This is a genomic window from Clostridium ljungdahlii (genome assembly GCF_001636845.1).
Classification (GTDB): domain Bacteria; phylum Bacillota; class Clostridia; order Clostridiales; family Clostridiaceae; genus Clostridium_B; species Clostridium_B ljungdahlii_A.
In genome coordinates this window covers 63,510-88,293 of record NZ_LITT01000062.1, presented here as the reverse complement: position 1 = coordinate 88,293, position 24,784 = coordinate 63,510, and the positions used below count along the sequence as shown (strand labels likewise).

General features: G+C 30.3%; 20 protein-coding genes. 2 read left to right on the top strand and 18 right to left on the bottom strand.

Features of this window, described 5'->3' with window-relative positions; all coding sequences use genetic code 11:
* Positions 1-244: 244 nt before the first annotated feature.
* The 13 genes from WY13_RS17180 to WY13_RS17120 all read right to left on the bottom strand — a co-directional run bounded on the left by WY13_RS17180 (position 245) and on the right by WY13_RS17120 (position 16,343).
* The gene (locus WY13_RS17180) at positions 245-1,543 is read right to left on the bottom strand and encodes a homoserine dehydrogenase (RefSeq protein WP_063556806.1); all 1,299 of its coding nucleotides are present in this window, start codon (positions 1,541-1,543) and stop codon (positions 245-247) included.
* 164 nt (positions 1,544-1,707) lie between these two features.
* The gene (locus WY13_RS17175) at positions 1,708-3,153 is read right to left on the bottom strand and encodes a cell wall-binding repeat-containing protein (RefSeq protein ID WP_082848554.1); all 1,446 of its coding nucleotides are present in this window, start codon (positions 3,151-3,153) and stop codon (positions 1,708-1,710) included.
* A gap of 23 nt (positions 3,154-3,176) precedes the next feature.
* The gene (locus WY13_RS17170; protein WP_063556805.1) at positions 3,177-5,897 is read right to left on the bottom strand and encodes a cell wall-binding repeat-containing protein; all 2,721 of its coding nucleotides are present in this window, start codon (positions 5,895-5,897) and stop codon (positions 3,177-3,179) included.
* Between the two features lie 198 nt (positions 5,898-6,095).
* Positions 6,096-6,827, bottom strand: coding sequence for a FlxA-like family protein (locus WY13_RS17160; RefSeq protein WP_063556803.1), 732 nt, complete (start codon positions 6,825-6,827; stop codon positions 6,096-6,098).
* 189 nt (positions 6,828-7,016) lie between these two features.
* A complete protein-coding gene (locus tag WY13_RS17155; RefSeq protein WP_063556971.1) occupies positions 7,017-7,265 on the bottom strand; it encodes a hypothetical protein in 249 nt (82 codons plus the stop codon).
* Between the two features lie 23 nt (positions 7,266-7,288).
* Positions 7,289-7,468 (bottom strand): YjfB family protein, encoded by a 180-nt coding sequence (locus WY13_RS17150; protein WP_063556802.1) that lies wholly within the window; start codon positions 7,466-7,468, stop codon positions 7,289-7,291.
* A 165-nt stretch (positions 7,469-7,633) separates the two neighbouring features.
* Complete coding sequence (locus WY13_RS17145; protein WP_063556801.1) at positions 7,634-9,103, bottom strand: zinc ribbon domain-containing protein; 1,470 nt, start codon at positions 9,101-9,103, stop codon at positions 7,634-7,636.
* Positions 9,104-9,257: 154 nt separating this feature from the next.
* The gene (locus tag WY13_RS17140) at positions 9,258-10,223 is read right to left on the bottom strand and encodes a hypothetical protein (protein WP_063556800.1); all 966 of its coding nucleotides are present in this window, start codon (positions 10,221-10,223) and stop codon (positions 9,258-9,260) included.
* Positions 10,220-10,945 carry a DEAD/DEAH box helicase gene (locus tag WY13_RS21585; protein ID WP_204377976.1) on the bottom strand — a complete coding sequence of 242 codons (726 nt, stop codon included), beginning with the start codon at positions 10,943-10,945 and terminating at the stop codon, positions 10,220-10,222. Before WY13_RS21585 ends, WY13_RS17140 begins: the two co-directional genes overlap by 4 nt.
* 18 nt (positions 10,946-10,963) lie before the next feature.
* Positions 10,964-12,277, bottom strand: coding sequence for a DEAD/DEAH box helicase (locus WY13_RS21580; protein ID WP_204377975.1), 1,314 nt, complete (start codon positions 12,275-12,277; stop codon positions 10,964-10,966).
* A 172-nt stretch (positions 12,278-12,449) separates the two neighbouring features.
* A complete protein-coding gene (locus tag WY13_RS17130) occupies positions 12,450-14,033 on the bottom strand; it encodes an AAA-like domain-containing protein (protein WP_063556799.1) in 1,584 nt (527 codons plus the stop codon).
* A gap of 112 nt (positions 14,034-14,145) precedes the next feature.
* Positions 14,146-15,153, bottom strand: a complete 1,008-nt coding sequence (locus tag WY13_RS17125) for a dTDP-glucose 4,6-dehydratase (protein WP_063556970.1) — start codon at positions 15,151-15,153, stop codon at positions 14,146-14,148.
* 365 nt (positions 15,154-15,518) lie between these two features.
* Positions 15,519-16,343: a hypothetical protein gene (locus WY13_RS17120; protein WP_063556798.1), complete on the bottom strand. Its 825-nt coding sequence runs from the start codon at positions 16,341-16,343 to the stop codon at positions 15,519-15,521.
* Between the two features lie 383 nt (positions 16,344-16,726).
* Here WY13_RS17120 and WY13_RS17115 point away from each other — a divergent pair, with 383 nt between their 5' ends.
* Positions 16,727-17,458 carry a hypothetical protein gene (locus WY13_RS17115; RefSeq protein ID WP_063556797.1) on the top strand — a complete coding sequence of 244 codons (732 nt, stop codon included), beginning with the start codon at positions 16,727-16,729 and terminating at the stop codon, positions 17,456-17,458.
* A gap of 98 nt (positions 17,459-17,556) precedes the next feature.
* On the opposite strand, the gene WY13_RS17110 is transcribed toward WY13_RS17115, so the two are convergent.
* Positions 17,557-19,149 (bottom strand): AAA-like domain-containing protein, encoded by a 1,593-nt coding sequence (locus WY13_RS17110; RefSeq protein ID WP_063556796.1) that lies wholly within the window; start codon positions 19,147-19,149, stop codon positions 17,557-17,559.
* A 159-nt stretch (positions 19,150-19,308) separates the two neighbouring features.
* Between WY13_RS17110 and WY13_RS17105 the strand changes: the two genes are divergently transcribed.
* Positions 19,309-19,575, top strand: a complete 267-nt coding sequence (locus tag WY13_RS17105) for a hypothetical protein (protein WP_063556795.1) — start codon at positions 19,309-19,311, stop codon at positions 19,573-19,575.
* 190 nt (positions 19,576-19,765) lie between these two features.
* On the opposite strand, the gene WY13_RS17100 is transcribed toward WY13_RS17105, so the two are convergent.
* From WY13_RS17100 to WY13_RS17085, 4 genes are all read right to left on the bottom strand, one after another.
* Positions 19,766-21,265, bottom strand: coding sequence for a flagellin (locus WY13_RS17100; RefSeq protein ID WP_063556794.1), 1,500 nt, complete (start codon positions 21,263-21,265; stop codon positions 19,766-19,768).
* Positions 21,266-21,506: 241 nt separating this feature from the next.
* On the bottom strand, positions 21,507-22,556 hold the full coding sequence (locus WY13_RS17095; protein ID WP_063556793.1) for a glycosyltransferase: 1,050 nt from the start codon (positions 22,554-22,556) through the stop codon (positions 21,507-21,509).
* 68 nt (positions 22,557-22,624) lie between these two features.
* Positions 22,625-23,872, bottom strand: a complete 1,248-nt coding sequence (fliB, locus tag WY13_RS17090) for a flagellin lysine-N-methylase (RefSeq protein ID WP_063556792.1) — start codon at positions 23,870-23,872, stop codon at positions 22,625-22,627.
* 11 nt (positions 23,873-23,883) lie between these two features.
* A complete protein-coding gene (locus tag WY13_RS17085) occupies positions 23,884-24,768 on the bottom strand; it encodes a radical SAM/SPASM domain-containing protein (protein WP_063556791.1) in 885 nt (294 codons plus the stop codon).
* Between the last annotated feature and the right edge of the window lie 16 nt (positions 24,769-24,784).

Below are 24,784 nucleotides of genomic sequence, written 5' to 3'. Positions count from 1 at the left end.
CATTGCTAACACCACAGCTTCTATCATAGTAGTGAATAAGCACTGCTACGCGACTGGATAAATTGTTCCCCTAAAGGATAACGTATTCTAAGTGCTAAAGACACTAAGAATACTGTTAATAAGGTTCAGTTGGAGAAAGTCATCCTTATAAGCAAACTCCATCTGAACCTAAGAATCACTTGATTAAGGCAGCTGCTGCATGAAAAACTTTTTCAAGTAACAACTGCCTTAAGTAAACCCAAAATTATTTAAAATCTTCAATTCTTATAATATTGTCTATTTGCATTACAGATTTCAAATCAACAATTTCTTTAATAGCAGAATTAATCTCTGCTTCTTCTATCTTATGAGTAATCAATACTATAGTTACTTTATCTTTTGATTCTTCCCTGCCTTTTTGCATTACTGAGCGGAGACTTACATTATGCTTTCCTAAAATTGTGGTTATTTCGCCAAGTACACCTGACTGATCCATTACAGAAAGTCTAATATAAAATTTACTTGCACAATCTCTTACATTTTTTATTTTCCTATGCCATAGATTATTTTTCACTACAGAATTGAAATTTTCTATGTCCACATTACTTCTCAATATAGCAATAATATCACTTACTACAGCACTACCTGTTGGTAAGCTTCCTGCACCTCTTCCATAAAACATCAGGTCCCCCACTGCATTACCTTTTATAAATATTGCATTAAAGGAATCATATACGTTAGCAAGTGGGTGTGATTCTGGAATCATGGTTGGATGTACTTTAAGTTCAAGTTTACCTTCATTTTCTTTTGCAATAGCAAGGAGCTTTATTACCATGTTAAATTTTTTAGCATATCTTATGTCTATAGATTTAATTTTTGTAATACCCTCTCTATACACATTATCTACATTAATTTTTGTTCCAAAGGCTAGTGATGAAAGTATTGCTAATTTATATTGGGCATCAAATCCCTCAATATCAGACGTAGGATCTGCTTCAGCATATCCCATATCCTGTGCCTGTTTTAAAGCCACATCAAAATCCAATTTTTCCAGCTGCATTTTAGTCAAAATATAGTTTGTAGTTCCGTTTACTATACCATATAGTTCTTCAATTTTATTGGCAGTTAAACTTTCATCTATTCCATTTATTATTGGAATTCCTCCAGCCACACTTGCCTCATAGTTGAACATTACTCCTTTGCTGTCCGCTTTTTCAAAAAGTTCGTCTCCACCAGTTGCAAGCAGCATTTTGTTCGCAGTTACTATCTGCTTTTTTCTATCCATACATTTGAGCATATATTCCCTTGCAGGATTTATACCGCCCATAACTTCAACTACAATTTTAATAGAATCGTCTTCCAATATGTCATTAAAATTCGTAGTTACAATTTCATCTGGAACTTCCACATCTCTCTGTTTGTTTCTATCTCTTACAAGAATTTTTGCTACCTCTACTTCATATCCTGATCTTTTCATTATTTCTTTTTTATTAGAATTCAATATTGTCCAAACTCCTGCGCCAACATTTCCAAGACCCATTAATGCTATTCTAACCTTTTTCATTTCGATTCTCCTTTCTAATGTATATTTTTTTCTTTTCAGCATACCATTCATTTCAAGTCTTATAAAGTATAATGAGAATATTTTAGCACATATAGTTCTTTTTTAAAATAGTGCCTGTCACCTTAGCAGGACATTTCTGTTCCACGTCGGTGACAGGCACCATTTTAAGGCGTTATTGTCAATGTAAGTTTAACCTTTTTATTGTATTTATTCACCGTTCCATAAAAAGTGTATACTCCTGGTGTAGTTACCTTCTGTGTTCCATAATCCCAGGTAACAGGTACATTAGTTGTCGTTCCATCTGTCATCTGTGCAGGAATTGTAGTTGGTAAAGGATGATCTTCACCTATACTTGCAGGTTCAGTCAAATCATCAATTTTATAAGGAATGGGTTTTACTGTAAGAGTTGTATATACCGTTTGGTCTGTTCCCCTCAACTTTCCTACAAAAGTATAAATGCCAGGCTTTGTAACATCTATTTTGGTTAAATTCCAATCTATAGCTACTTCCTTTTTAGTACCATCTGTTGCTGTTACTACCATAGTTGGCCTTGGAGTATATTTGTCACCCTGCCATATAGTATCTGTTATGTTACTGGCAGTACCTACCTGTAAAGGAAGCCTTCTAGCAATAGTTTCCAAATCATAACTTACAGAGCCAGTACCTCCTAATACTTTTAAGTTATTTACTATATGAGTTTTCAAAAAACTTGATGTAGCCTCATCCATAGGACTATCTACAAATAATACTGGTGACGATGTATTAGGTGCTAAAGCTGAAGCACTTAAAGAATCTGCAAAATCTTTAGCAGAAGCTATATACAAAGTGCTTGTATCTATTTCATTTTGAAAAGCTTCTATTATACTCACATTTTTGCCATAGGCATTACCTGTTCCTACTCTTTTTACATTAGATAAGCCACTTATGACACTGTTACCTATAGTATTTTCATCACCTATTACATATATTTGATTAAATTTGGATCCGTTGCCCAAATACTTTTTCACAGAAGCAGGCAAATATCCACCATCTGTCAATATTATAGGCATACCCTTTAAAGCCGCTATTGATGCTATAGTCATGCCATCTTTAAAATCATTTGCATTTACTAAAGCTACTTCATTAGACTTACTACTAAGCTTCCCTGCAACTTGAATAGATGTGTCATATCTATCTTTACCTTCAATTCTCGTAACCTTTATTCCTCTAGCTTTTAGTGAATCCTCTATACTTTGTGATACTACATATCTTCCCCCTACTATAAATATATTTTTTACATTTAGTCTAGTAATTTCTGAAGATGTATAAGGATTTAGTACTTGTCCATCTGTTAAAAGTATAGGAGCATTATTCTTTTTTGCAAGAGGGGCAGCTGAAAGAGCATCAGGATAGTTTTCTCCATTTACTAGTACTGCATAATCTGAACTGCTGGTCCAGCCAGCATCACACACCTTAGCAGCAGTTTCATATCTGTTTATCCCACCATATCTATCCACTGTTGGTTGTGCATATACTTTTGTAGTACTTAAAATACCAAAAGCTGCTGCAGACACAACCAATAAAACTAACTTCTTACTTTTAAGCACACCTTTTAATCTAAAACTATTCATTAGTATATAAGCATCTCCTTTCTTTAATATTCTTCAAGCACTGAATTAACTGCATTAAAGAAATTTCTATAATTATCATACATAGTTATTTTGTCTGAAGCCAAATCCTTGTCTTTTTTCTTTTGATCTAACATATTTCTAAGTCTGTCAATAGTATTACTCCCACCGTAACCTGGACCTTGCAGTCCAATTACCTGGATCTGTGCTTCTATACTTTGTATATCATTTGTACACCTATCCACCAGGGTTCTATAATAATCATATCTATAATCTGCATAAGTATAGTTGATTTTATTTACTATCTTCTCCATATCCTTGGCATTATAGGATGAAGCAAGTTGATTGTCAAGGTCCGCAGCCTGTGTATTCATAACATCTTTTTTACTTATATCTGCTATTTTATTTTCAACACTAGAAAGATCATCATTTACATTCCTAAGTTCTGAAGCAGATAAGCCTCCCAATATTATTTTTTGATTTAGCCAGTCCTTTTCCTCTTTAAGTCTTGCAAGGGTATCATTATAAGAACCTGAAGCATAAGGATGGTAAAGTACTCTAAACCTAAGCTTATTATAGTCACTATAATTGTATGTACCATTATTTTTTAAATAATGACTTCCTAAATTAGCTATCTCATTCTTTACTTGATCACTTATTGCAGTATCTTGAGAGTATGCTGCATCACTACTCATAGAACTTATATCAAAATCCCTATAATAAAGAGAATTTGTATAAGGCATTATTGGAGTGTAATCTGATATTGGATTATCTTCAAGATAAAGCGTTGTCAAATTTGTAAGTCCAGTTAAATAAGTTAGCTTATCAACATCATCATTAGCTAGATTCAAATACTTTAGTCCGGTCAAATTTTGAAGTGGCTTTAAGTCATCTCCATCTATACTGTCATCATTGCTTAAATCCAAATAAGTCAAATTGTTAAGATTTTTCAAAGAATCCAAACTGCTTACTTCAGTATTGCTTAAATTTAAAGTTGCTAAATTAGTCAGCTTTTCTAGATTAGTAAGGCTTCCTACATTTGTCCCCTTTAAATTTAAGGAAGTAAGTTTTGTCAAATACTGCAAATTATCTAACGTAGAACTACTTATTGAATTTCTATAACTTCCATTGGAATTACTAAGATCTAAAGAAGTCAAATTTGTCATATATTTAAAAACACTTTGACTTATTGTACTGTAATTTGTATCACCACTATCTTTCGTATCTTTTCTCGATTCACCAAGATTACTTATATTATTATCACTTAGATTTAATTCACCCAAATTTGTAAGATTAGATAAATAAGAAACGTCAGATATTTCATTGTGACTTAAATTAAGATCTTTAAGATCATATAATTTTAAAAGAGGCGTTATATCTTTTATTTGATTATAGCTTAAGTCCAAACTTTGCAAGCCTGTACAATTTTCAAGTCCAGAAATATCTGTTATACCCTGATTGCTCAAATCTAAAGATGTGATATTTTTTAAATCCGAGTAATTAAGAGTTCCTGTAGGCATTCCAATCTTTTCCCTTATGAGTTTTTCTAGCTTACTATCTCCAAAAGCAGTAGGATAAGAATTACCACCACTTACATTTTTATCATTAAATACATCACCAAAAATATCACTTATTCTGGAGTTTGGCAGTACTATCTGCCCTCCTAAAGCTGTAAGGTATTCTGGTATAGAACTATCTCCTTTATAGTTAGGTATTTTAGTCAAAATAAAATCATTTATAATCCTTGAATTAGATGAACCTGAAAGTATAACTGGAGCTTTATTTTTAGCTGCCTCAGCTGCACCAGACAGTGCATCTGCAAAACCGTCTCCTGAAGCAATATACAAATTATTCATACTAAATAAATCATCTTTAGTAGAGTATTTAGTTTTTGTATTATCATTGCTATTACTAGTATTACTATATTTTTCAAGGAATCTAGCTATTACATTTATATTTCGCTCATACTTGTCTGAGCCAGTTATTCTCTCTACGTCTCCAAACTGCTGGTCAGTAACATCATCTGTAAATGTATTTTCAAATTCTCTAGCTACATTATCACTCACTACACTATTATCGCCTACTACAAAAACCTTTACGTTTCTAGATAGTTGTTTTTGTTTATAATCTTCATTTATTATATTTTTTAGGTTTTGTATGTAACTTTTTGTGCCATCTGGCATAATATTTTTAGGTACTAAAAGCACTGGAACTCCCATAGCTGCAGCTGCTGGTCCTATGGATATAGCATCAGCATAGTCCTGTCCTGTAGCTACAGTAAGAGTATCTACTTTTCCAAACTTTTCAGCAATTTTTACTGAAGTATCGTACCTATCTGCTCCACCTATTCTCTCTATCTGCATTCCCAAAGCTGTTAATTGATTTACAACATTATCACTAACAGAGCCTGTCCCCCCTATTATAAATACTTTGCCCACATTAAGGCTTTTGAGCTCATCAAGTATGTAACTATCTACATAAGTTTTGTGGGTTAAAAGTATAGGTGCATCGTACTTTTTTGCCAAGGGAACTGAGCTCAATGCATCTGGATAATCTTCTCCAGATGCTAAAATAGCATAATATGAAGACGACCAACCATCCTGTGCTACCTTCAAAGATGTTTGATATCTGTCAGTTCCTGCCAATCTCTTGGTGTTTAGGATAGAGGCACTAGCCTTGTATGATAGAGTAAAAACTATAACAATTGTCATTATAAATACAAGTATATTTTTTCTTTTTATAATCACACTCTTTCCTCCTATGTTATTCTTTGGTGTTTGTTACCTTGATGGGGTAACAAATATCCCGCTCGGTGCCAGGCACCTAATAAGAAATATTACCATTATTAACATTATACCTAATTTAATAGCAAATTTCACCATAAAATTAGCATATACCCTCCCACAAATTCTGGAAAGGAGTTTGTCTATTAAAAAAATTTAAATTTATACAAATACATTTATGGACTTATCTTTATTCTCTTTACTGTCCTCAGCAACATTTTTATCATATTCCTTTAAATTTTTGTCTCTAAGCACACTTTGCTTATCATCAGTTTTTGTGTTTTCCTGAACATGAACACCTAAGTCTTTTATCTTTTCTACTTCATTTTTTATATCTTTATTCATCTCTCCATTTAGCTTTCCAATTTTAGATTCTAAACCAACTGCACGTCCTTTATTTTCGCTAGCTTTAGATCTGTTAATTTCAGCACTTTTATAATTTTCTAGTGCCTCATCCATATCTGCATCTGAATTTAATTCATTAGCTTTACCAATTAAACCACTTCTCACGGAATTAACAGTTTTAATTTGTTTATATATTTTTGATGCATCAAGCAACAAATCCTCTCCAAAATATTTACTATTACTTTGGCCATTTATACCATTAGATTTAGTATTTGTGCTGCTTTTACCGTCAGAATTATCATTTTTGCTGTCAACACTATCTACTTGCTTTTGTTGAATTTCAGCCTCAATTTCTTGTATCTGCTCTTGAATAGGTTTTATTAACTGCTGTTTAGTGTTAGCATCTCCATTTCCATTTTTTATATTGTCTATTTGCTTTTGAAGTGCATCTTTTTGATTCTCAAGTGATTTTATTTCCTGCTCTGATGTATCATTTTTATTTTTAGTCATTGTCTGTATACTTCTATTAGATGAAATTCCATTTATCATATATATACTTCCCCTCTATATATTATTTCATAATTATCTATCATATAATTGGTCTCATACAGCATTTTTGAGATAGTTATCCTATATCCCCACTATTTATTTTTCGTGTAATTTATAGATTACTTTAATGCAAAGGTGCCTGGCACTGCATGGGAACAGTAATATCCCACTCATTGCCAGGCACCTTGCCTATAATATTTTTTCATCTTCTGCTTTTCTACTTTCTTCATCTAATGCCCTAACCTGTGCTGCCAAATCATTTATTTTATCATTTAAAACTTTTAAATATGTTTCGTCAAGGTTATCCTGCTTAGCTTGTTCTGCCATTTCCATCATTTTCAGCAACTTTTTGTCCATAATATCAAGCATTTGCTGCCTATACTTTACCCACTGAAGCTCTTCCTCCAGTTCTTGCCTTACCTCTTCTTTTTGATTCATTGCCAATTTTTACACCCCTAGGGTTATGCCATTGCATCCAGATGACTGCCTAAATTAGGATCTACTGCAGAATTGCTCAGCATTTCTGTCATATTAACTGCACTTTCCTTCCCTGAATCCATAGCAATTTTGGTAAGTGCTATACCAGCCGATTGCTGTGCACTTGATTGGCTCATTGCCACTGATAGTGCTGCTATATCCATATTTATCCCTCCAATAATTTTTTATACCTATATTATCGTAAATTAGGGAAAAACATTTAGCAATATCTTCTTTTTGGTGCCTCATACTTAAGTGGGGCAAAAATGATCCTTTATGGTGACAGGCACCTTAGTGGGATCATTTAAGCCCCACTAAGGTGCCTGTCACTAATTAGATTTGATATCTGAAAGCTGATATCCAGAAAACTCCTCGTTATATTTAAATGTATAAGTATAGTGAAAAGTCTTAGTACTAGGAGCAGTATCACCATCTTGATATATATCATAAACCTCTTCTGTACTCACAGTTCCAGATCTTTTATCATCACTTAAGTTGTATGAGATTACATTAAAAGATTTGATATCTTCCTTTATGCCCTTTTCGTAAGTAGCTGCCACATAGCTTTTCTGTGCATTATAAAGTGGACTTCCAGGATACAGATAATTCTCAACATCTTCAAAATCACCAGTATTTACAGATTGTGCAAAATAATAGGTGTACCAATATATCAAATTACGCATTCTGTACTGATCAATTTGCATACTAGTTTGAGATTGAGTAAAATCAAGTTTTATATAATCATCATCCTTTTTTAGAATATAGTCGCTGCTTCTCAGCTTTTGCCCATTTACAGATGCAATACCATATATAGCAGAATTAGCAGCCAACGGTCCAAAATTTCTGGCATCCTTTGCTTTAACTCCAGTATCCTTATTGTTTAAAAATATTTCTGCATCTGGATAATCACTATTTATATTGACATAAGAAACATCCTTAAACACCTCTACATTTGCAGTATCTTCGCTTGAATTCATAAAATCTATATCACGGGATTCATTTAAAGATTCATAGTTATTTTTGTAATCTGCATTAAGTTTATATTTCCCGGGAATAAAAGGACCGAGTTGCTTAAAAAAATCCTTTGAATCACTTTTTGCTATTTGAGTACCGTTTAAAGAAAATTGTACATCCTTTATTCCCGTTTTTACTGATATAAATGATGGCTTTATTCCTATCTTATAATCCTTGAAAAACAAATACTTCTTTCCTGCATAAACTATATCAAATTTACCTTTGGAATTAGAATTTAAATTTCCGTCAGATCTCATTACTTCACTATTTAATTGATTTACAACTTCATTTAAATAAGAAGGATTGTCCTTAAAATAATTAATTAAAGGCGCTACACTCTTTTCATCTATCTTCAGTCTATTATCACTGCAATAAAGCATATCTACTAATTGTCCTTTATTACTGGATGCAATTGCTTTTTGAAATTTTGAAACCACATTAGAAGGCTTGCTGGCTGCATTACCTATTAGAAAAGATACAAGTATTGTAATACATAAAATAACTATTCCTATAACTACTGCCGCTTTTTTATTCAATCGTAACTTTCTTCTAAATGTATCAAATATACTTTCATCTACTTCTTCATCATCATTAAAATCTTCTTTATTAAGGTCTTCTTTAGATTGAGATTCACTATTTTGCTTATTTATAAGGTCGGTATTAAAAATTTGAGTATTTCCTACATCATCCTCTTTTACCTTTTCCACTCCAGATTTATGTCCACATTTTGGGCAAAACATATCATTATCTTCTAGTTTATTTCCACACTTAACACAAAATTTCACTTTAACGCCTCCTCATATCCAAGTTTGAAAATGTTACAATTTTTGATTAATATTTTATTAAATTTATATTAACATATGTTAATAGTTTATTCTATATAAAAATGTTCCCATTAGGTGCCTGGCACCTAATGGGAACATTTTTATCCCGCTAATATTACAGATACTTGTTATCTTGCCAGGTTTTAGTTATCTTGTTAAAATAGCAACTGCCAAGTTGACCATCTGGTTCATTTCTGGAAGTTAGCTTATACCTAAAATATATTATGGGAACTGCATAAACTACAGTATTTTGAAAAATTATTTCAGATTTTACGTTATATCTTTCTATAATTTCATTTAATTGTCTATTTTTTTCAATATCGTACAGCTTTATTTTGTGTTTATATTCATTTATCTTTTCCTGACTCAAATTTTTCCTTTTCATTCTTTTTTCAGCTTCAATCTTCAATGATTGATAGTATTCATTGATTCGTTCTATTTCCTTATCTTTAGCTGATATGTTGGCAAAATTATTGGCGTTAGATTTGCTGATACATTTTATTTGTTTTACTGATTTTTTAAATCCTTCTAAAAAATCTACGCTGCAATTTAATGGGTAATCATATTGAGGCTTCGTTTCATAAAATATGCTGCTTAAATTTTCGGAAAAACTCTTTGATACACATACATTATTCATATCAATTACTACATTTTCAAATTCTTCTACTATATTATCAGAAATATAATTTATCTTAAAACTATACTTTGCAAAATAATTTATACCTTTATCCTGTTCTATAATTTCTATATTACACCTGTCTTTATTCAAAAAATCTTTTATCTTTTTCTCAGGTTCTGTTACATTTAAATTATCAACCAAAACATATCTTATACTGACCCTGGAATACTCAAAACTCAAATTTATAATCTTATCCAAAATAAAACTCCCAAAAGTGACAAATTCATAATCTGGATTTTCAAGATAAACTTCATAATCAAAACATAACTTCAATTCAGTTTTTCCAAACACATCTTCGTACTCCTCAGGTATGACAACATATATAAGTGCATATTCAACTTCTTCAACAGCAGCTCCTAAAGTATCAAAAAATTTTGTTACAAATACTTGTAAATCCGTCATTTATCTTCACCTGCTTTAAATAAATTCCCAAATATTTCTTCGTCTACATTTTTTACTTTTATATATTGATTTTTCATATCTAACAATTTATCTCCAAGTTCATCCATCCTATTTTTCAATTCACTTTTATCCTTGGAATTAGCCCATATGTCCATAATCAAATCATCAAAACTATCATCTTCGTCATTTAAATCTCCAAGTATCATGTCAACTTCTCCAACTACAAGTTCGAACATATTTATTTTTTTATCTAAAATATTAAGTATGTAAGATTCTATAGTATCTTTAGCCTCAAGGTTAAATATATAAACATCTCTTTTCTGCCCTACCCTATGTATTCTTCCTATTCTCTGCTCTATAGCCATTGGGTTCCATGGAAGATCATAATTCACTATAGCATTACAAAATTGAAGGTTTCTACCTTCCCCTCCTGCTTCAGTACTTATAAGAACCTGTGCCCCCTCTCTAAAATATTCAATTTGATTTTCCTTTTCTCTTCTCGTCATTCCTCCATGAAATACAGCAACTTCATAGCCATTTTGCTTTAATAAATTTTTCAAAAATTCAACTGTAGTCTTATATTTTGTAAATACTATAACTTTGTCACCAAAATCACTTATTATTTTTATGAGTTCTTTTCCTTTTGTATTCTCTTCATACTTTCTAGCTGAAATCTCTTTTGCAATGTCTATAAAACCTTCTATGCTCTTTTTACTTTTCATAGAAATACTCTCATTATTTTACAATTTTTCAAGGGTTGGCATGACAGAATACGCACTACTACCCAATTCTTCTTGAATGATTTTAAGAGTAAATTGGGACATGCCTTTTTCACCTTGATTATAGTTGTCCCGTACAAAATCACTTATTAAATCATAAAATTTCTTTTCTATAGGTGATAGTCTGACTTCTATAGTCTTAGCATATCTTTTAGTGAATTTTATATCTACATCACTTCTTTTATTTCTCACCATAACATCTGCCACCAAAAATCTTAATTTTTCAACATTTTTAGGTTCCATTAATTCCTTAGATTTGACAAAATTTCTTTTAAAATCTGAATACGTACTCAATTGACCTGGCTTTAGGAGAGTTATTAGATTATATAATTCCTCAAGATTATTTTGAATAGGAGTTGCTGTTAAAAGCAGTATTGAATTTTTATCCAGCTTATTTACAAAATTCCATGCAACAGTTTTTCTATTTTTTAAATGGTGGGCTTCATCCACAATTATCATGTCATAATGTATCTTCAAGATATGCTGGCTGTTCTGCTTTCTCTTTGCTAAGTTTATAGAGGAAATGACCTTTGGATAATGTGCCCATGCTTCATCTCCCATTTTCTTGAATTTAGGATCGTCACTTGTTATAAAGTCCTGATTAAATTTTCTTTTAAGTTCATTGCTCCACTGTTCAACTAGTGATGGAGGAACAAGTATTAATATTTTTCTTGCAAACCCTCTAATAATATATTCCATCATAACAGTACATGCTTCTATAGTTTTTCCAAGTCCAACTTCGTCACAAAGAAGTGCCCTTCCCCTAAATTTTTTTAGTACTTCCTTAACCGTTCTTATTTGATAATCAAACAAGCTCATTTCCCTCATATGATTCTGAGATAAAAGTTCATCAAAATTAGGTACAACTGCAAAATCTTTAACAAGTTCATATATTTGAGTCCATTTTTCATTTCCAAAATCAAAAGTTACTAGATTTCTTATCTTTTTATATGCTTCAGAAGGGTTTTTAACAGAGCTAAATATATCATCCTTCTTGCTAATTTCTTTAAAATTTTTCAGCATCAGTTCATTTTTTTCCACATTGTATGATACTATTGCCTTTTCACTTTTCACATTTTTAAAAAACCCTTTAATTCCTCTACCTGTTATTACATTTTCACTTCTATCTATTTTAAAAAGTTTTGAATCATTATCATCAATTTTCACATTAATTTCATTTAGATTTTCAGGTATCAATTTCTTCAATATTTCATCCATTTCCACGGCACCCAAGTCAATAAATTCTTTATTTACCTGACATATAAATTGTCTCATTATATAATTTCCTTTCTTTTTGGTGACAGGCACCTTATAAATTATATTATTTTCAAATAATACTTGAAATGCATCTCTACTGTTTTGTGGAATGCCAAGTTTTTTTCAGAAACTATATGCATGGCTAAATCTATGGATGCTTCACAATATCACTTCCAATAATTTAAAATATTTAACAGTAAGCTTCAACTATTTTCTTTACCTTATTTTCCACGTTAACATTAACTTCATCCACTTTTCTCATTTCACTTTTAGATTTTCTAAAATCAAATACTAAAAGATATCCTTCATTTAATCCATACTGTTCTAAATATTCTCCAAGCTGCAGCAGTCCTTTTTTATGATACTCTTCTCCACGCCATATTTTAAGCTCCAGTATATACATTCTTTTATTATAAGTTATAACTATATCAAAACGCTTTTCTTCCCCGCCCCGTACTTCCTTAAATGCAAAGCCTGTGCCATTTATTATTGGACTTATAAAAGCTAAAAATAAGAGTCTACCATCTGCTTCTAAAAAAGATTTCCTCTTTTCCGAATACTCGTGCTTTATAAACTGCTGGAACTTTAAAAGTATTTCTTTTACATCAAGATTTCCATCTGCTTTTATGAAATTTGACTTTTCATTGTAAAATCCAACATCAGTTGAGGTTTCTATTAATGAGCTCATATAATCATATATCAGCTGCTCATATATTCTATTATTTATTTCGAGGTTATTATCTTCATTTTTAAATATTCCATAAAGCATTCCCATATTTATAATTGGGTTACTTATATTATAATTAATTTTATTTCCATCTATTATTAAATTCTTCACCATTTCTTTCAATTTACTGTTATTTTCAATGTTTTTAATCAAACTGTCGAAGTTAGTATTACTTTCTCCCAAAATCTTTTTTACAGCCATATCCATATATTCTTTTTCCCATTTAAGGCTACCTTCTGGCATTATTTTCTCGTCTATTATCTTGCAAAGTTTACTTACAAGGAAAGGATAACCCGAAGTATAAAAATAAAACTTATCTGAAAAATATCCTTTATCAAGTTTTACGCCTTTATATTTTGCATATTCATCCAGCATGGTTCCTATTTCTTCCCTAGAAAAGCTCATATCCACATCAAAATCAGAAGCTATATTCCAGGGACTGTTGTATTTATGCTCTTCATCCGGTCTTATTTTAAGTTTCAAACTCTTGACATCATGTACTCCTGCAAGTATTACACTGTGAAAAGTTTTATCCTTTCCTGCATTTCTAAGTAAATATTTATTTCGAAGCATTCCCAAAAAACTTAAAAACAATTGATTGTTGCTGCTTTTATCTACCTCATCTATCATAAGTATTACTTTTTTATTTACCTTTATAATAAATTTTGTTATTGCCATTGATAAATCTTTAAAATTCTCTACATTCTTTTTTTCTTCTCCTAAAAAAGATGCTAAATTTTCATGCCGTAAATATAAACTATCAGCTATTATTTCCAAAAATGCTTTTACGAAGCTTTGCTCTTTTTCAAATATTAAATCTCCAACTCCTTCAAAACTTATAGAAATAACAAGATACTCCGCATTTTTACTAAGAACTCTCTCAAGCATATATAAAGTCGTAGTTTTTCCATACTGCCTGGGTCTATTTATTACAAAATACTCTTCATTTTCTATGAGATCCATTATCTTCTTTATCTTATCAGAAATATCTACCATATAATGTTTTTCCGGTATGCAAGTTCCCGTTACATTAAACCTTTTTTTCATAACTCTCACGCCCCTTATTAATATATATTTTACCATATTGATTTAAAATTAAACATAAAAATAAACACCAATAGCTTATATGACAGCTATTGATGCTTACACTCCTATGATATTATTTTATCAGTTTAGTTCCCTCTACCCAACGTTCAGTTTCTTCAATTCCCTTCTCCAATGTATATTCCGGCTCCCAATTTATAAGTTCTCTTGCCTTCTTATAATTGCACTTTAATTTCATAATTTCACTTTGAGGATAAATATGCTTTACATGTCTTATTTTAACTCTGTTTTTCGTAATAATTTGGGCTAATTCATTTATAGTAACATCTCTTCCAGTACCAGCATTAACTATCTGTCCATTGACTTTATCACAATACCCTGTCATTGCCAAAAATTGCGCACAATCCTTAACATATAAAAGATCTCTAGTCTGCTCTCCTGAACCATATATATTTATATCTCTACTATGCAGTGAATTATTTATAAATGCGGCAACTACGCCACCTTCTCCTCCAGTTTTCTGAAATGGCCCATAAGTATTAAAAGGCCTTACAACTACCGTTGGAAGTTTATATGCATTGTAATAGGAAAGTACCATATTTTCTGCTGCTATTTTACTTCCCCCATAAGGTGACACAGGCTTTACTGGATGCTTTTCATCTATTCCCTCCTGACCTGACACATCATAAACCATGCATGTACTAGTAAACACAACTTTACATGGATAAGTATCTTCATTAGCATCAAGAATCCAACCGTCCCCATCCATCTTGCCATTTCTACCGAACATTTGAATTCTACCTCTCTCAAGTATATTAAAAGTACCTACTACATCGTTATAGAAAGTAGTTCTTGGATCCTCAATGCTGTCTTGAACATTTATAGATGCGGCCAAATGATATACTATATCGAACTTCTCTTTAAATATTTCATCTAGCTTATTTTCATCTCTTACGTCTCCACCTACAAATTTGAAATTAGAATTATTTTTAAATTCCTGTATATTCTCAATTCTTCCATTAAATAAATTATCAAAGGCTGTAACTCTATGACCATCTTCTAGCAGTTTTTTTACTATCCAGTGTCCAATAAAGCCAGCTCCTCCTGTAACTAATATGTTCATCATATTCTACCTCTTTTCCGCATATAAAAATAATTAATAATTCTAGATGATTTGTGAACTGATTACTTCATATTATTTAATTTATTCTATAAAAGTATTTAATATCCTCTTTTATCTTATAAATATGGCCCCGTCATATCTGAGCACTGCTACTTCTTCTCTTCTTACTACCATATTAAAGTAATATATATTATTTTTTCACTGCTGAGTAAAAGAGTCGTACCTATAAAATCAAATTTTTTTGTTATAGCATAAGGCATAAAATTCCACTTCATAAAGTGGAATTAAAAAATATATGCTTTCCTTTTTACATATGTCCAAAGTAAATTTATATACTTAGCATCATAAACTCCTTTTTAATAAAATTAACTCAGAAGTTGTGAAACAGTACTATTTTCCAACCTAGATGATTGACAATCCAATGCATTAGTCGCATTTTTTAAAATCATTTTGGAATTATTTAATGCAATAGTTGCAGTATACTTATCCATAGCCTTTAATTGGCATAAGTCTTTAACTGACATATCTACTACCATATTCTGATACATAGCATCATCTGCAAGCCCTCCTATTTGACTTTTTATATTATCAGAATATTTATCCAAAGGTTTTATCAAATTACTCTCTATTCTATTAGTGTCTTTCAATATATCTCTTATGCCTAGCTTCCCTTCAATATGAAATTTCCCATCGCCATTTTTTTTATTGTCTTTATCCTCATCAGAATCCATACTTATATCAAAAGGTTTTAAATCTATAACAATATCAGATCCATGATTAGTTTCTACATTAATCTGATTATCCTTAAAAGTATTATCTCCAAAAGTAGAGTTTACTACACTATTCATGTAACTTATTATTTCATTGGCCTTTTTTTCCACAGCTTTCTTATCTTCATCTGTCAATTTACCACTATTATATTCGGAAGATATTTGTTTCAATTTCTGGGACATATCTTTTAATGAATTTACAGCCTTATTTTCCTCTTGAAGAAAAGAAACCCCTTCTTGTATATGTTTCTCTGAAGTTTGCGCTTTACTTAATTCAACTTTTAATTCATTTATTTCTAAAGTATCAGCCATTGATTTTTGAGAATCTAACCTTGTTTTTATCGCATTTGATAATTTCTTATTTTGATTATTGTAGATACTTAAAAAACTACTTTTAAATTTAATTTTTGAAATATTCATAATTACACGCCTTTCTACTTAAAAGTTGAAAATTAACAACGGATAGTTAAATATTTCGTTTCTCTTTTATCTGATGGCTACCTACTGTAACACTCCCACTTCTATCAAAGTGGGAGATAACAGTAGCTACGCCCCTAGATAATTCATCTAAACTTAGTGGGAGAAACAAAACTCTAAAGAGAAAGCGATTCACTTTAAATCAAAGATTTAAGTTCTCTGCTTTTCCCACTAAGTAAGATTCATTGATTAACTATTTATGTTATCGTAGATAAATGGAAATCTTTATACCAAAGTAAATAACAAATAGTTAAGTTTTCCATATTTGTAACGATAAACGTTTTGGAAAGATCTTATTATATAAAATCTGTTTTGGAGATGATTACATGACTATAAATTCAATTCAATCAAAAACTGTAGATATAAATGGTTTATCTCGTGATAATAAACTAGACAAAAAAAATAAAAAAAATTCAATAAGTAATATTAAATCTAATAATAATGTAATTCAAGCTTTGGAAAAAGAAAAAGAATCAATTCAGGATCAAATCCAAGGAATTAAAGATAGCAATATGGACGAAAAAACGAAACAATCCAATATTAAGGATTTAAGCAAGCAAATTGAGCAAATAGATTCAAAAATTGCTGAAATCAAATCAGAACAAATAACTCATAAAAAGGAGAATGAAGAGAAACAAAAAAAGAAAGAAAATTCTAATGAAAAAATAGAATCTGATAAAAACTCACAGAAATCAATACAATTAAACAATTTAATAAAAGTTGCTTCAAATGTCTCTAAATTATCTAAAATGTATACTATTAAAGCTGGTATGAAAAGGCAAATGAATGTTATCCTAAGTGAAACCAATCCAATAAAAGGAACCTATTCTAATTTTCAGATGGCTGAAATGGATAAACTATCCTGCAATATAGGAAAGATAGATGACCAGATTTCGTCTAAAACAAAAGAAATCAAAAATGCTACAAAGAAAAATGTAGGAAATCAAGAAAAACAGTCTTCCAAAAAAAGTAAAACCGATGATACAATAGCCGATGATAATAAGAATATTCCTTCTTCCAAAAAATCCAGGAAGGATAAAATAAGTACTTATGTATAACTAACTTAACTTTCAACTAATATTATTGCACGAGAACGTACCTAGATTTGATTTACACAAATCTAGGTACGTTCTCGATTTCTACACCAACTGAATATCTAACAATAGACTTCTACTATATTCTTTTTCCTGCTGCCTACATTAATATTAACCTCATCCACTTTCCCTGATTCGCCCTTAAATTTTCTGAAGTCAAATATTAAAAGATATCCCTGAGTCAAACTGTACTGCTCCAAGTATTCTCTGAGCTGGACGAGCCCTTTTTCGTGGTACTCCTCACCATGCCATACCTTTAGCTCCACTATATACATCTTTTTACTATAAGTAATAACTATATCAAACCGCTTTTCTTCTCCGCCCTGCACTTCTTTAAAAGCAAAGCCTGTTCCATTTATTATTGGACTTATAAAAGCTAAGAATAGAAGTCTGCTATCTGCTTCTAAGAATGACTTTCTTTTTTCCGAGTACTCATGTTTCATAAACTGCTGGAATTTTGAGAGTATTTTTTTTACATCTAAACTACCATCTTGATTTATAAAATTTGATTTATAGTTATATTTAGATATTTCAGCATATTCTTTATTTCTTATTACTTTCATCATCATGTGGTTATATATAAGCTGCTCATAAATTTTATTATTTACCTTGCAATTTCCACCTTCTTCTTTTAAAATACCATATAATGCCCCTAAATTTACTATCTCATCACTTTTTACATATACTATATCTTCTCCATCTAGAACTATTTTCCTTACAAAATCATATAGTTCCCTTTTATTTTCAATATTTTTAATCAGACTTTGAAAATTCGTATTATCATCATTTAAAAGTTTCTTAACAGCTTTATCCATATATTCTTTTTTCCACTCAAGCTCATTTTCAGGCATTATTTTCTCATCTATTATCTTACATAGTTTACTTACAAGAAAAGGATATCCTGAAGTATAAAAATGCAACCTTTTTGAAAAGTACTCTTTATCAAGCTTTACTCCTTTATCTTTTATATATTCATCTAGCATTGTTTCTATTTCTTCCTTTGAAAAGCTCATATCCACATCAAAATCCGAGGCTATATTCCATGGACTGTTGTATTTGTGTTCTTCATCAGGCCTTATTTTAAGTTTTAAACTCTTGACGTCATGTACTCCTGCAAGTATTACACTGTGAAAAGTTTTGTCTTTTCCTGCATTTCTGAGTAAATATTTATTTCGAAGCATCCCTAAAAAACTTAAAAACAATTGATTATTACCGCTCTTATCCACTTCATCTATCATAAGGATTACTTTCTTATTAGTAGCTATAATAAACTTAGTTATAGCTCTTGATAAATCTTTAAAATTCACTACATTCTTTTTTTCTTCTTCTAAAAAGGCTGCTAACTCTTCATGCTGCAAATGTAGACTGTCAGCCATTATTTCTAAAAATGCTTTTACAAAGCTTTGTTCTTTCTCAAATATTAAATCTCCAACACCTTTAAAGCTTATAGAAATAACAAGATATTCTTCATTCTCAGCCAATACCCTTTCAATCATATACAAAGTTGTAGTCTTTCCATACTGTCTGGGTCTATTTATCACAAAATACTTTCCCTTTTCAACAAGTTTAAATACTTTATCCAATTTATTTGATATATCTACCATATAATGCATTTCAGGTATGCAGGTCCCCGTTACATTAAATTCCTTTCCCATATTTTTAAACCACCTTTTTATAGATAGTGTAAATCTTAATAAAACTTATCGCCTTACTTCTTTATTATAATATATATCAATCATATTTTTCCATTATAAACAATATATTTTTATTATGATCATAAGAAATTAATTTTTCTAACTGCCATAAAATTACCCATGTCATTAAATAATTTCACTGAAACTAGTGGTAAACCTACATATGGCACATTAGAAGAATTATTTAGATCTTTATTAGCATTAAATATCATCCAGAGCAAAATAGGAGTACTTTATGATACTGATATAAGCGAAAAAGATGCAGAAAGCATAGATGCTGTTGAAAAGATATTTATAGATCTCAATAGGAAAGTATTAAAAAAAGGTATATCAGATCATCTTGAGAATATATTAAAAAAATCCAGAAATACCAGGAACAAAAGGTAGAATAATTAAGAAAAAATGGTCTAAAGATAAGGAAATATTCAAATACTAATAGTACAAGGACTACCCCCTGTTAATATTTCTGTGATTCTTTGTTTTTTGTCTGTAGGGGTAGCTTCATATGTAATAAGTTTTATAGGTTAGTTCTTTAAAAAATTTAATGCACAGATCGAAATGTTTTATGGTATCTATTTTATGTGGTACTCTTCCCGCCTTGCCATTTATCCATTAAATTTATTATACTTTTGGGCATCTTTTCAGCCTGTTTTAAAATAGACTGGGCAGATTGTTCGATAATACTACTTTTTGTCACTTCCATAATCTCTTTTGCCATATCTGCATCCGTAATTCTTGATTCTGCACTAGATATGCTGCCTCCATAATTATCAACATTTTTTTCTATATGCTCTAAAGCATTTTGGTATGTACCAAACTTTGCACGCTGACTTGATACTAAATCTATAGCCTTATCTACTTTTTTTAAAGATTTCTCTGCTTCTTCAATTGGATCAATTTTAACATCATCTATACCTAAATGTTTAGTTCTAGCATCAAAAAGCTCTACTTGAAATTCTTGCCCTGAATTTGCTCCTACTTGAAGATTTAGTGTAGGCATTTTTTCTTCATTTATTTCTTGCTTACATCCAGCATCAACTAATATCTTACTGGCAAAAGTACTTAATTTATCTTCAAAATCAAAATTCATATTTATATAATCACCATCTGTTGTATCTGATAATATTTTTAGCTGTGCACTATCTTCACTACTTACTACAGTTAACTTAATTCCTTTACTCTTAACATCTGAAGCTACATTATGGATATCAAATGCAGACTTTCCATCACCATCACCATTAGCAGTACTATCATGGACATCTGCATCTGTTACTAAAATGAATTGTTTAGCCGAATCAGATCTCAAGCTATATGACAGTGCTCCATTAGTTGGATCAGCAATTCCCTCAAGTCCAGATTCATTAGTATCTCCTCCACCTGTAGGTGTTATACTACTTATATAGGATTTAAATGTACTCAAATCATTTGTAATTGCTGTCTTTACAATAGGATCCCCACCATCAGAAGGATTAACATCGCCATAAGTTACCAATCCCATATTTACATCAATTCCATTTCTAGTTATTTTATTAATAAATCCATCTATATTACTTTTTACATCATATATTTTAGATCCCATGCTTGAAGTTTTGTCTATTATAAATACAATATCAGCTGTACCTGGTGTCCATTTGGGCGGAACGTTATTTTGTACACTTGGTGGTGCTAACACCTTTATCGTATTAAACTCAGTATTGTTGGCAATATCATTTATGCTTCCTTTTATATTTTCAAGCTCATTTTGAATTATCATTCTATCTGATTGCTTTAACGTGCCATTTAATACTTGAAGTATAAGCTCTCTCATTCTCTGAAGATTTGGATTTTGAATTGAACCAAGCCCTGCTTCTGCTGTTTGAACTAGTGATACTCCATTCTGAATATTTTCTCCTGCCTGTTCTAGTCCCCTAATTTGAGCCTTCATTTTCTCTGATATACTAGAACCCGCTGCATCATCTGCAGCTTCATTTATCCTCATGCCTGAAAATACTTTTTCCATGGCATTAGATTTCGACTTTGCTGCAGAATTAAGTTTATTGCATGTATTTAACGCACTTAAATTATGATTTATAATCATTACCTATCACCTTACATTATAATAATATTTAAAATCGTTTTTAGTTTTATACTCTATTTATAACAATTATCGTTAAATTAATGCAAATATTTACACAATTAAAAATATTATTAAATTAAAAATTCCATTTAACTGTCCTTTTTAATAAATGTATTATTTGAAATTTTTAAATTTTTTAAGATAAAAAAAGGACAACAATTTACAGCTGTTCTTAGCTCCCAAAATTTACATTCCTAGGGTTCTAAAGCATTTTGAGCCTGTTTCTTGCCTGCTCATAGTCACCACACATATTATAATATTCTATAGCTTTTTCTCTAAAACCAAGCACTTCATAAATAACCCCTATATTATAATAAGAAGTGTATGTAGTTATTCCTTCTACCTTACTATACGAAAATTTAGTACACTCTAAAAAACTCTCTATTGCCTGTGTAAACTTAGCGTTATTCATATATATTAGTCCCATAAGAAAATGAAAATCAGCAGACTTTGAATAAACATCAAGGCAGTTGTCTAAAACAAGGGCATCTTGATATCTGCCGCTATTAATTAAGGAATAACCATAGGTTTCCACTAAATCCTCCACATATTCAAGTCTGAAATCCAACTGAAAGGATAAGGCTTTCTCAAAACAAAAAGCAGAAGCTTTATAGTCCTTCATCATATAATAGGACTTACCTAGTTGAAAATAAAAATATGGATCTTGTGAGTTATTTTTAACTGCTACCTCTAATAAATCTATATTTCTTTTAAGTTTATCTGTTTTATTTAATACTTCCTGTGTATAACCCACATGTTCTACAGTTATATCTATCATATCTGTTTTATACGCTTTACCGTCCAAAGCTGTAAGCTGCTCATGAATTATTCCTTCATAATGGAAATAATTTTTGTTAAAAAATCTACTTACTCTTTCCATACATTTTTTATTGTCACTTAAGCTATCTATTATATTAATTATTCGAATTCTGCCTACTTTATTTCTATTTGAAGAATAATTTGCAAATTTATCCACATGTTCTGTGTTAAAATCTGTAATAAACTCATCTGCATCAAGCACAAGTATCCAATCATTTGAAGCTCTAGATATAGAAAAATTTCTAGCTTTCGAAAAATCATTGCACCATTTGAAGTTATAAACTTTATCTGTAAACTCTAAGGCAATGCTCTGTGTATTGTCCTTTGATCCTGTATCTACTACAATTATTTCATCTACAAAAGAAGCTGCCTTAGCAAGACAGTTTCTTAAACTTTCTTCTTCATTTTTAACTATCATACATAAACTTAACATGTACATTTCTCCTAAAAATACATTTTACCAGCATAAAACTATCATACTTAAGAAAGTATGCTCACAAATCATTTTAACAAATATATTAAGCCCTCTAAATTAAGTAAACCTTTATTTCTTAATTTTTTTAATGCTTCTACCATATAAACTTTAGAATGATCAACACTGATTGTGAATACAGATATTAAGTCTATAACATGTTCAGGAGTAATTCCCTTTCTGTATGCTCCAATACCTGTTAAAAGCATTTTAATAATAGAATACTTAAGTACAAAGTTATAAAATTCTTCAAACACGTTACTTGAAATTGTTTCCCCAAATGGTATTACATTCTTAAAAGCATCATTTACCATGTAATTTTCTAATATATATCCATATTCATTTAAAAACGGTTTTAAATATTCATCATACGAATTTACATAATTCTTTTCAATCACTTCAAAAAGAACATCCTTTGAATATGAAATTCCTGTTAAAAACTCACTAACATACATCATATATTGTTTTTGATGTACAAAAGTAAAATTATATTGAATAATTTCATTTAAATCAGCTAACTGTACCTGAGATGGTACAACTATTGAATTAATTATATTATCTATTTCTCCATTATTAATTTTAGATACAGTATTTTGTAAAAGTTCCGGTATAGTATCAATATTTAAATTTTTTATTAGTTTTTCAAGTTCACGCACAAATACAGCTAAAATTGCTAACCTCTTATCTAAGGAATAATTTTTTAACTGTAGTACATCTATAATAAAGTTTCTTATTTCATAAAAGTATTTTAGTGCACCATTGAATTTCAGATTTTTATTAGTATGAACAATGCAATTAAAATCCCAATCATACTCATAAGTATCAATAAAGTCAAACTGCATAGCATCTTTATTTAATAACATTTTTCTTGCAGCTTCAGGGCAGGCTGTTGTAAGTGCACATTGAAGTACACCATCTACATTTATAAACTCTCTTGGATACATACTACAAGTTCTACACAAATACTCACAACCGATTTCTGATTGAATAGTACACAGCATGTTCTCAGACAAAAATGAGCATTTGCCTTTTTCATCCAAATGAATTTTAGCATAAAATAGATTCTCAAATTGCTTCTCTACATTTTGTCTATTTCTTTTAACATATTTTTGAAACTTATCTTTCCATTCTCGATTTACTATTTTTTTATATTTTAAAAAATGGTCTTTATCAACGTCCGTTTTCCACCCTTGAGCACAACAATTTCTTTCACATTGTGGACCAATACATTTAAATTCCATGACATAATGTGGAATTAGCGCCTTATAAATAGTCATATTATTCACCTCTAATCATAAGTACAAAATTTACAAGGTTCAACTAAACTTCTATTTATACTTTCCTTTCTTAAATCTTTAAATTTAGGATTATTATAGATTTCAAGGATAGACTGATTATTTACATTTCCTATACTATATTCACATTTCCCATCCATACAACAAAAAGAAACCTCACCAGTACAACAAATAGAAATCTCAAACCATCGCAGACATTCTCTTTTCTCATAGGTTGTTACCTTATTAAAAGAATTATGATCAATCCACTCTCCTCTTGGAATTAATGATATTTGTATTTGATCCATATTTTCTTTGAATCTAGCTTTTAACTTATCCACAAATGTATTATCATTTGAAGTATTATCATTAACCCTTGAAATAACTATTTTCTTATTAATTCCATTATTCTTTTTATATCTTAATAATTTATCTATATTTTCAAGAGTTTTATCAAGATTTAAGCCCATTAATTGTTTATATTCTAAGTTATCCATTGAATTTAACGAAATCCATATTTGGCTTAAATTTTCTATTCTGAATAACCTTTTAATATGTTCATCTGTTGCCATATTAAAATTAGAAAAGAATCTTATATAAGCATTAGGTAATTCTCTATTGATTATTTCCATTTTATCGAAAAAAGTTTTATCCATTAAGGGTTCATTTACTTTAAATGGTGATATATTATACAATAATTCCTTTGGTATTTCTTTCAAATCACTGATGATTTTAAAAAATAGAGCATCTTCCATTTGTGTGTTTTTTCTTTCAATTGAATCATGTGGACAAAATACACATTTTGCATTGCATCTTCCTGTGGTTTCAATGTTAACTTCCTTTGGATAATCCATATATTTTTTTACTGCATCATTAAAAATTTCCTTAATACTTCTCATAACGTTTCCCCCTAAA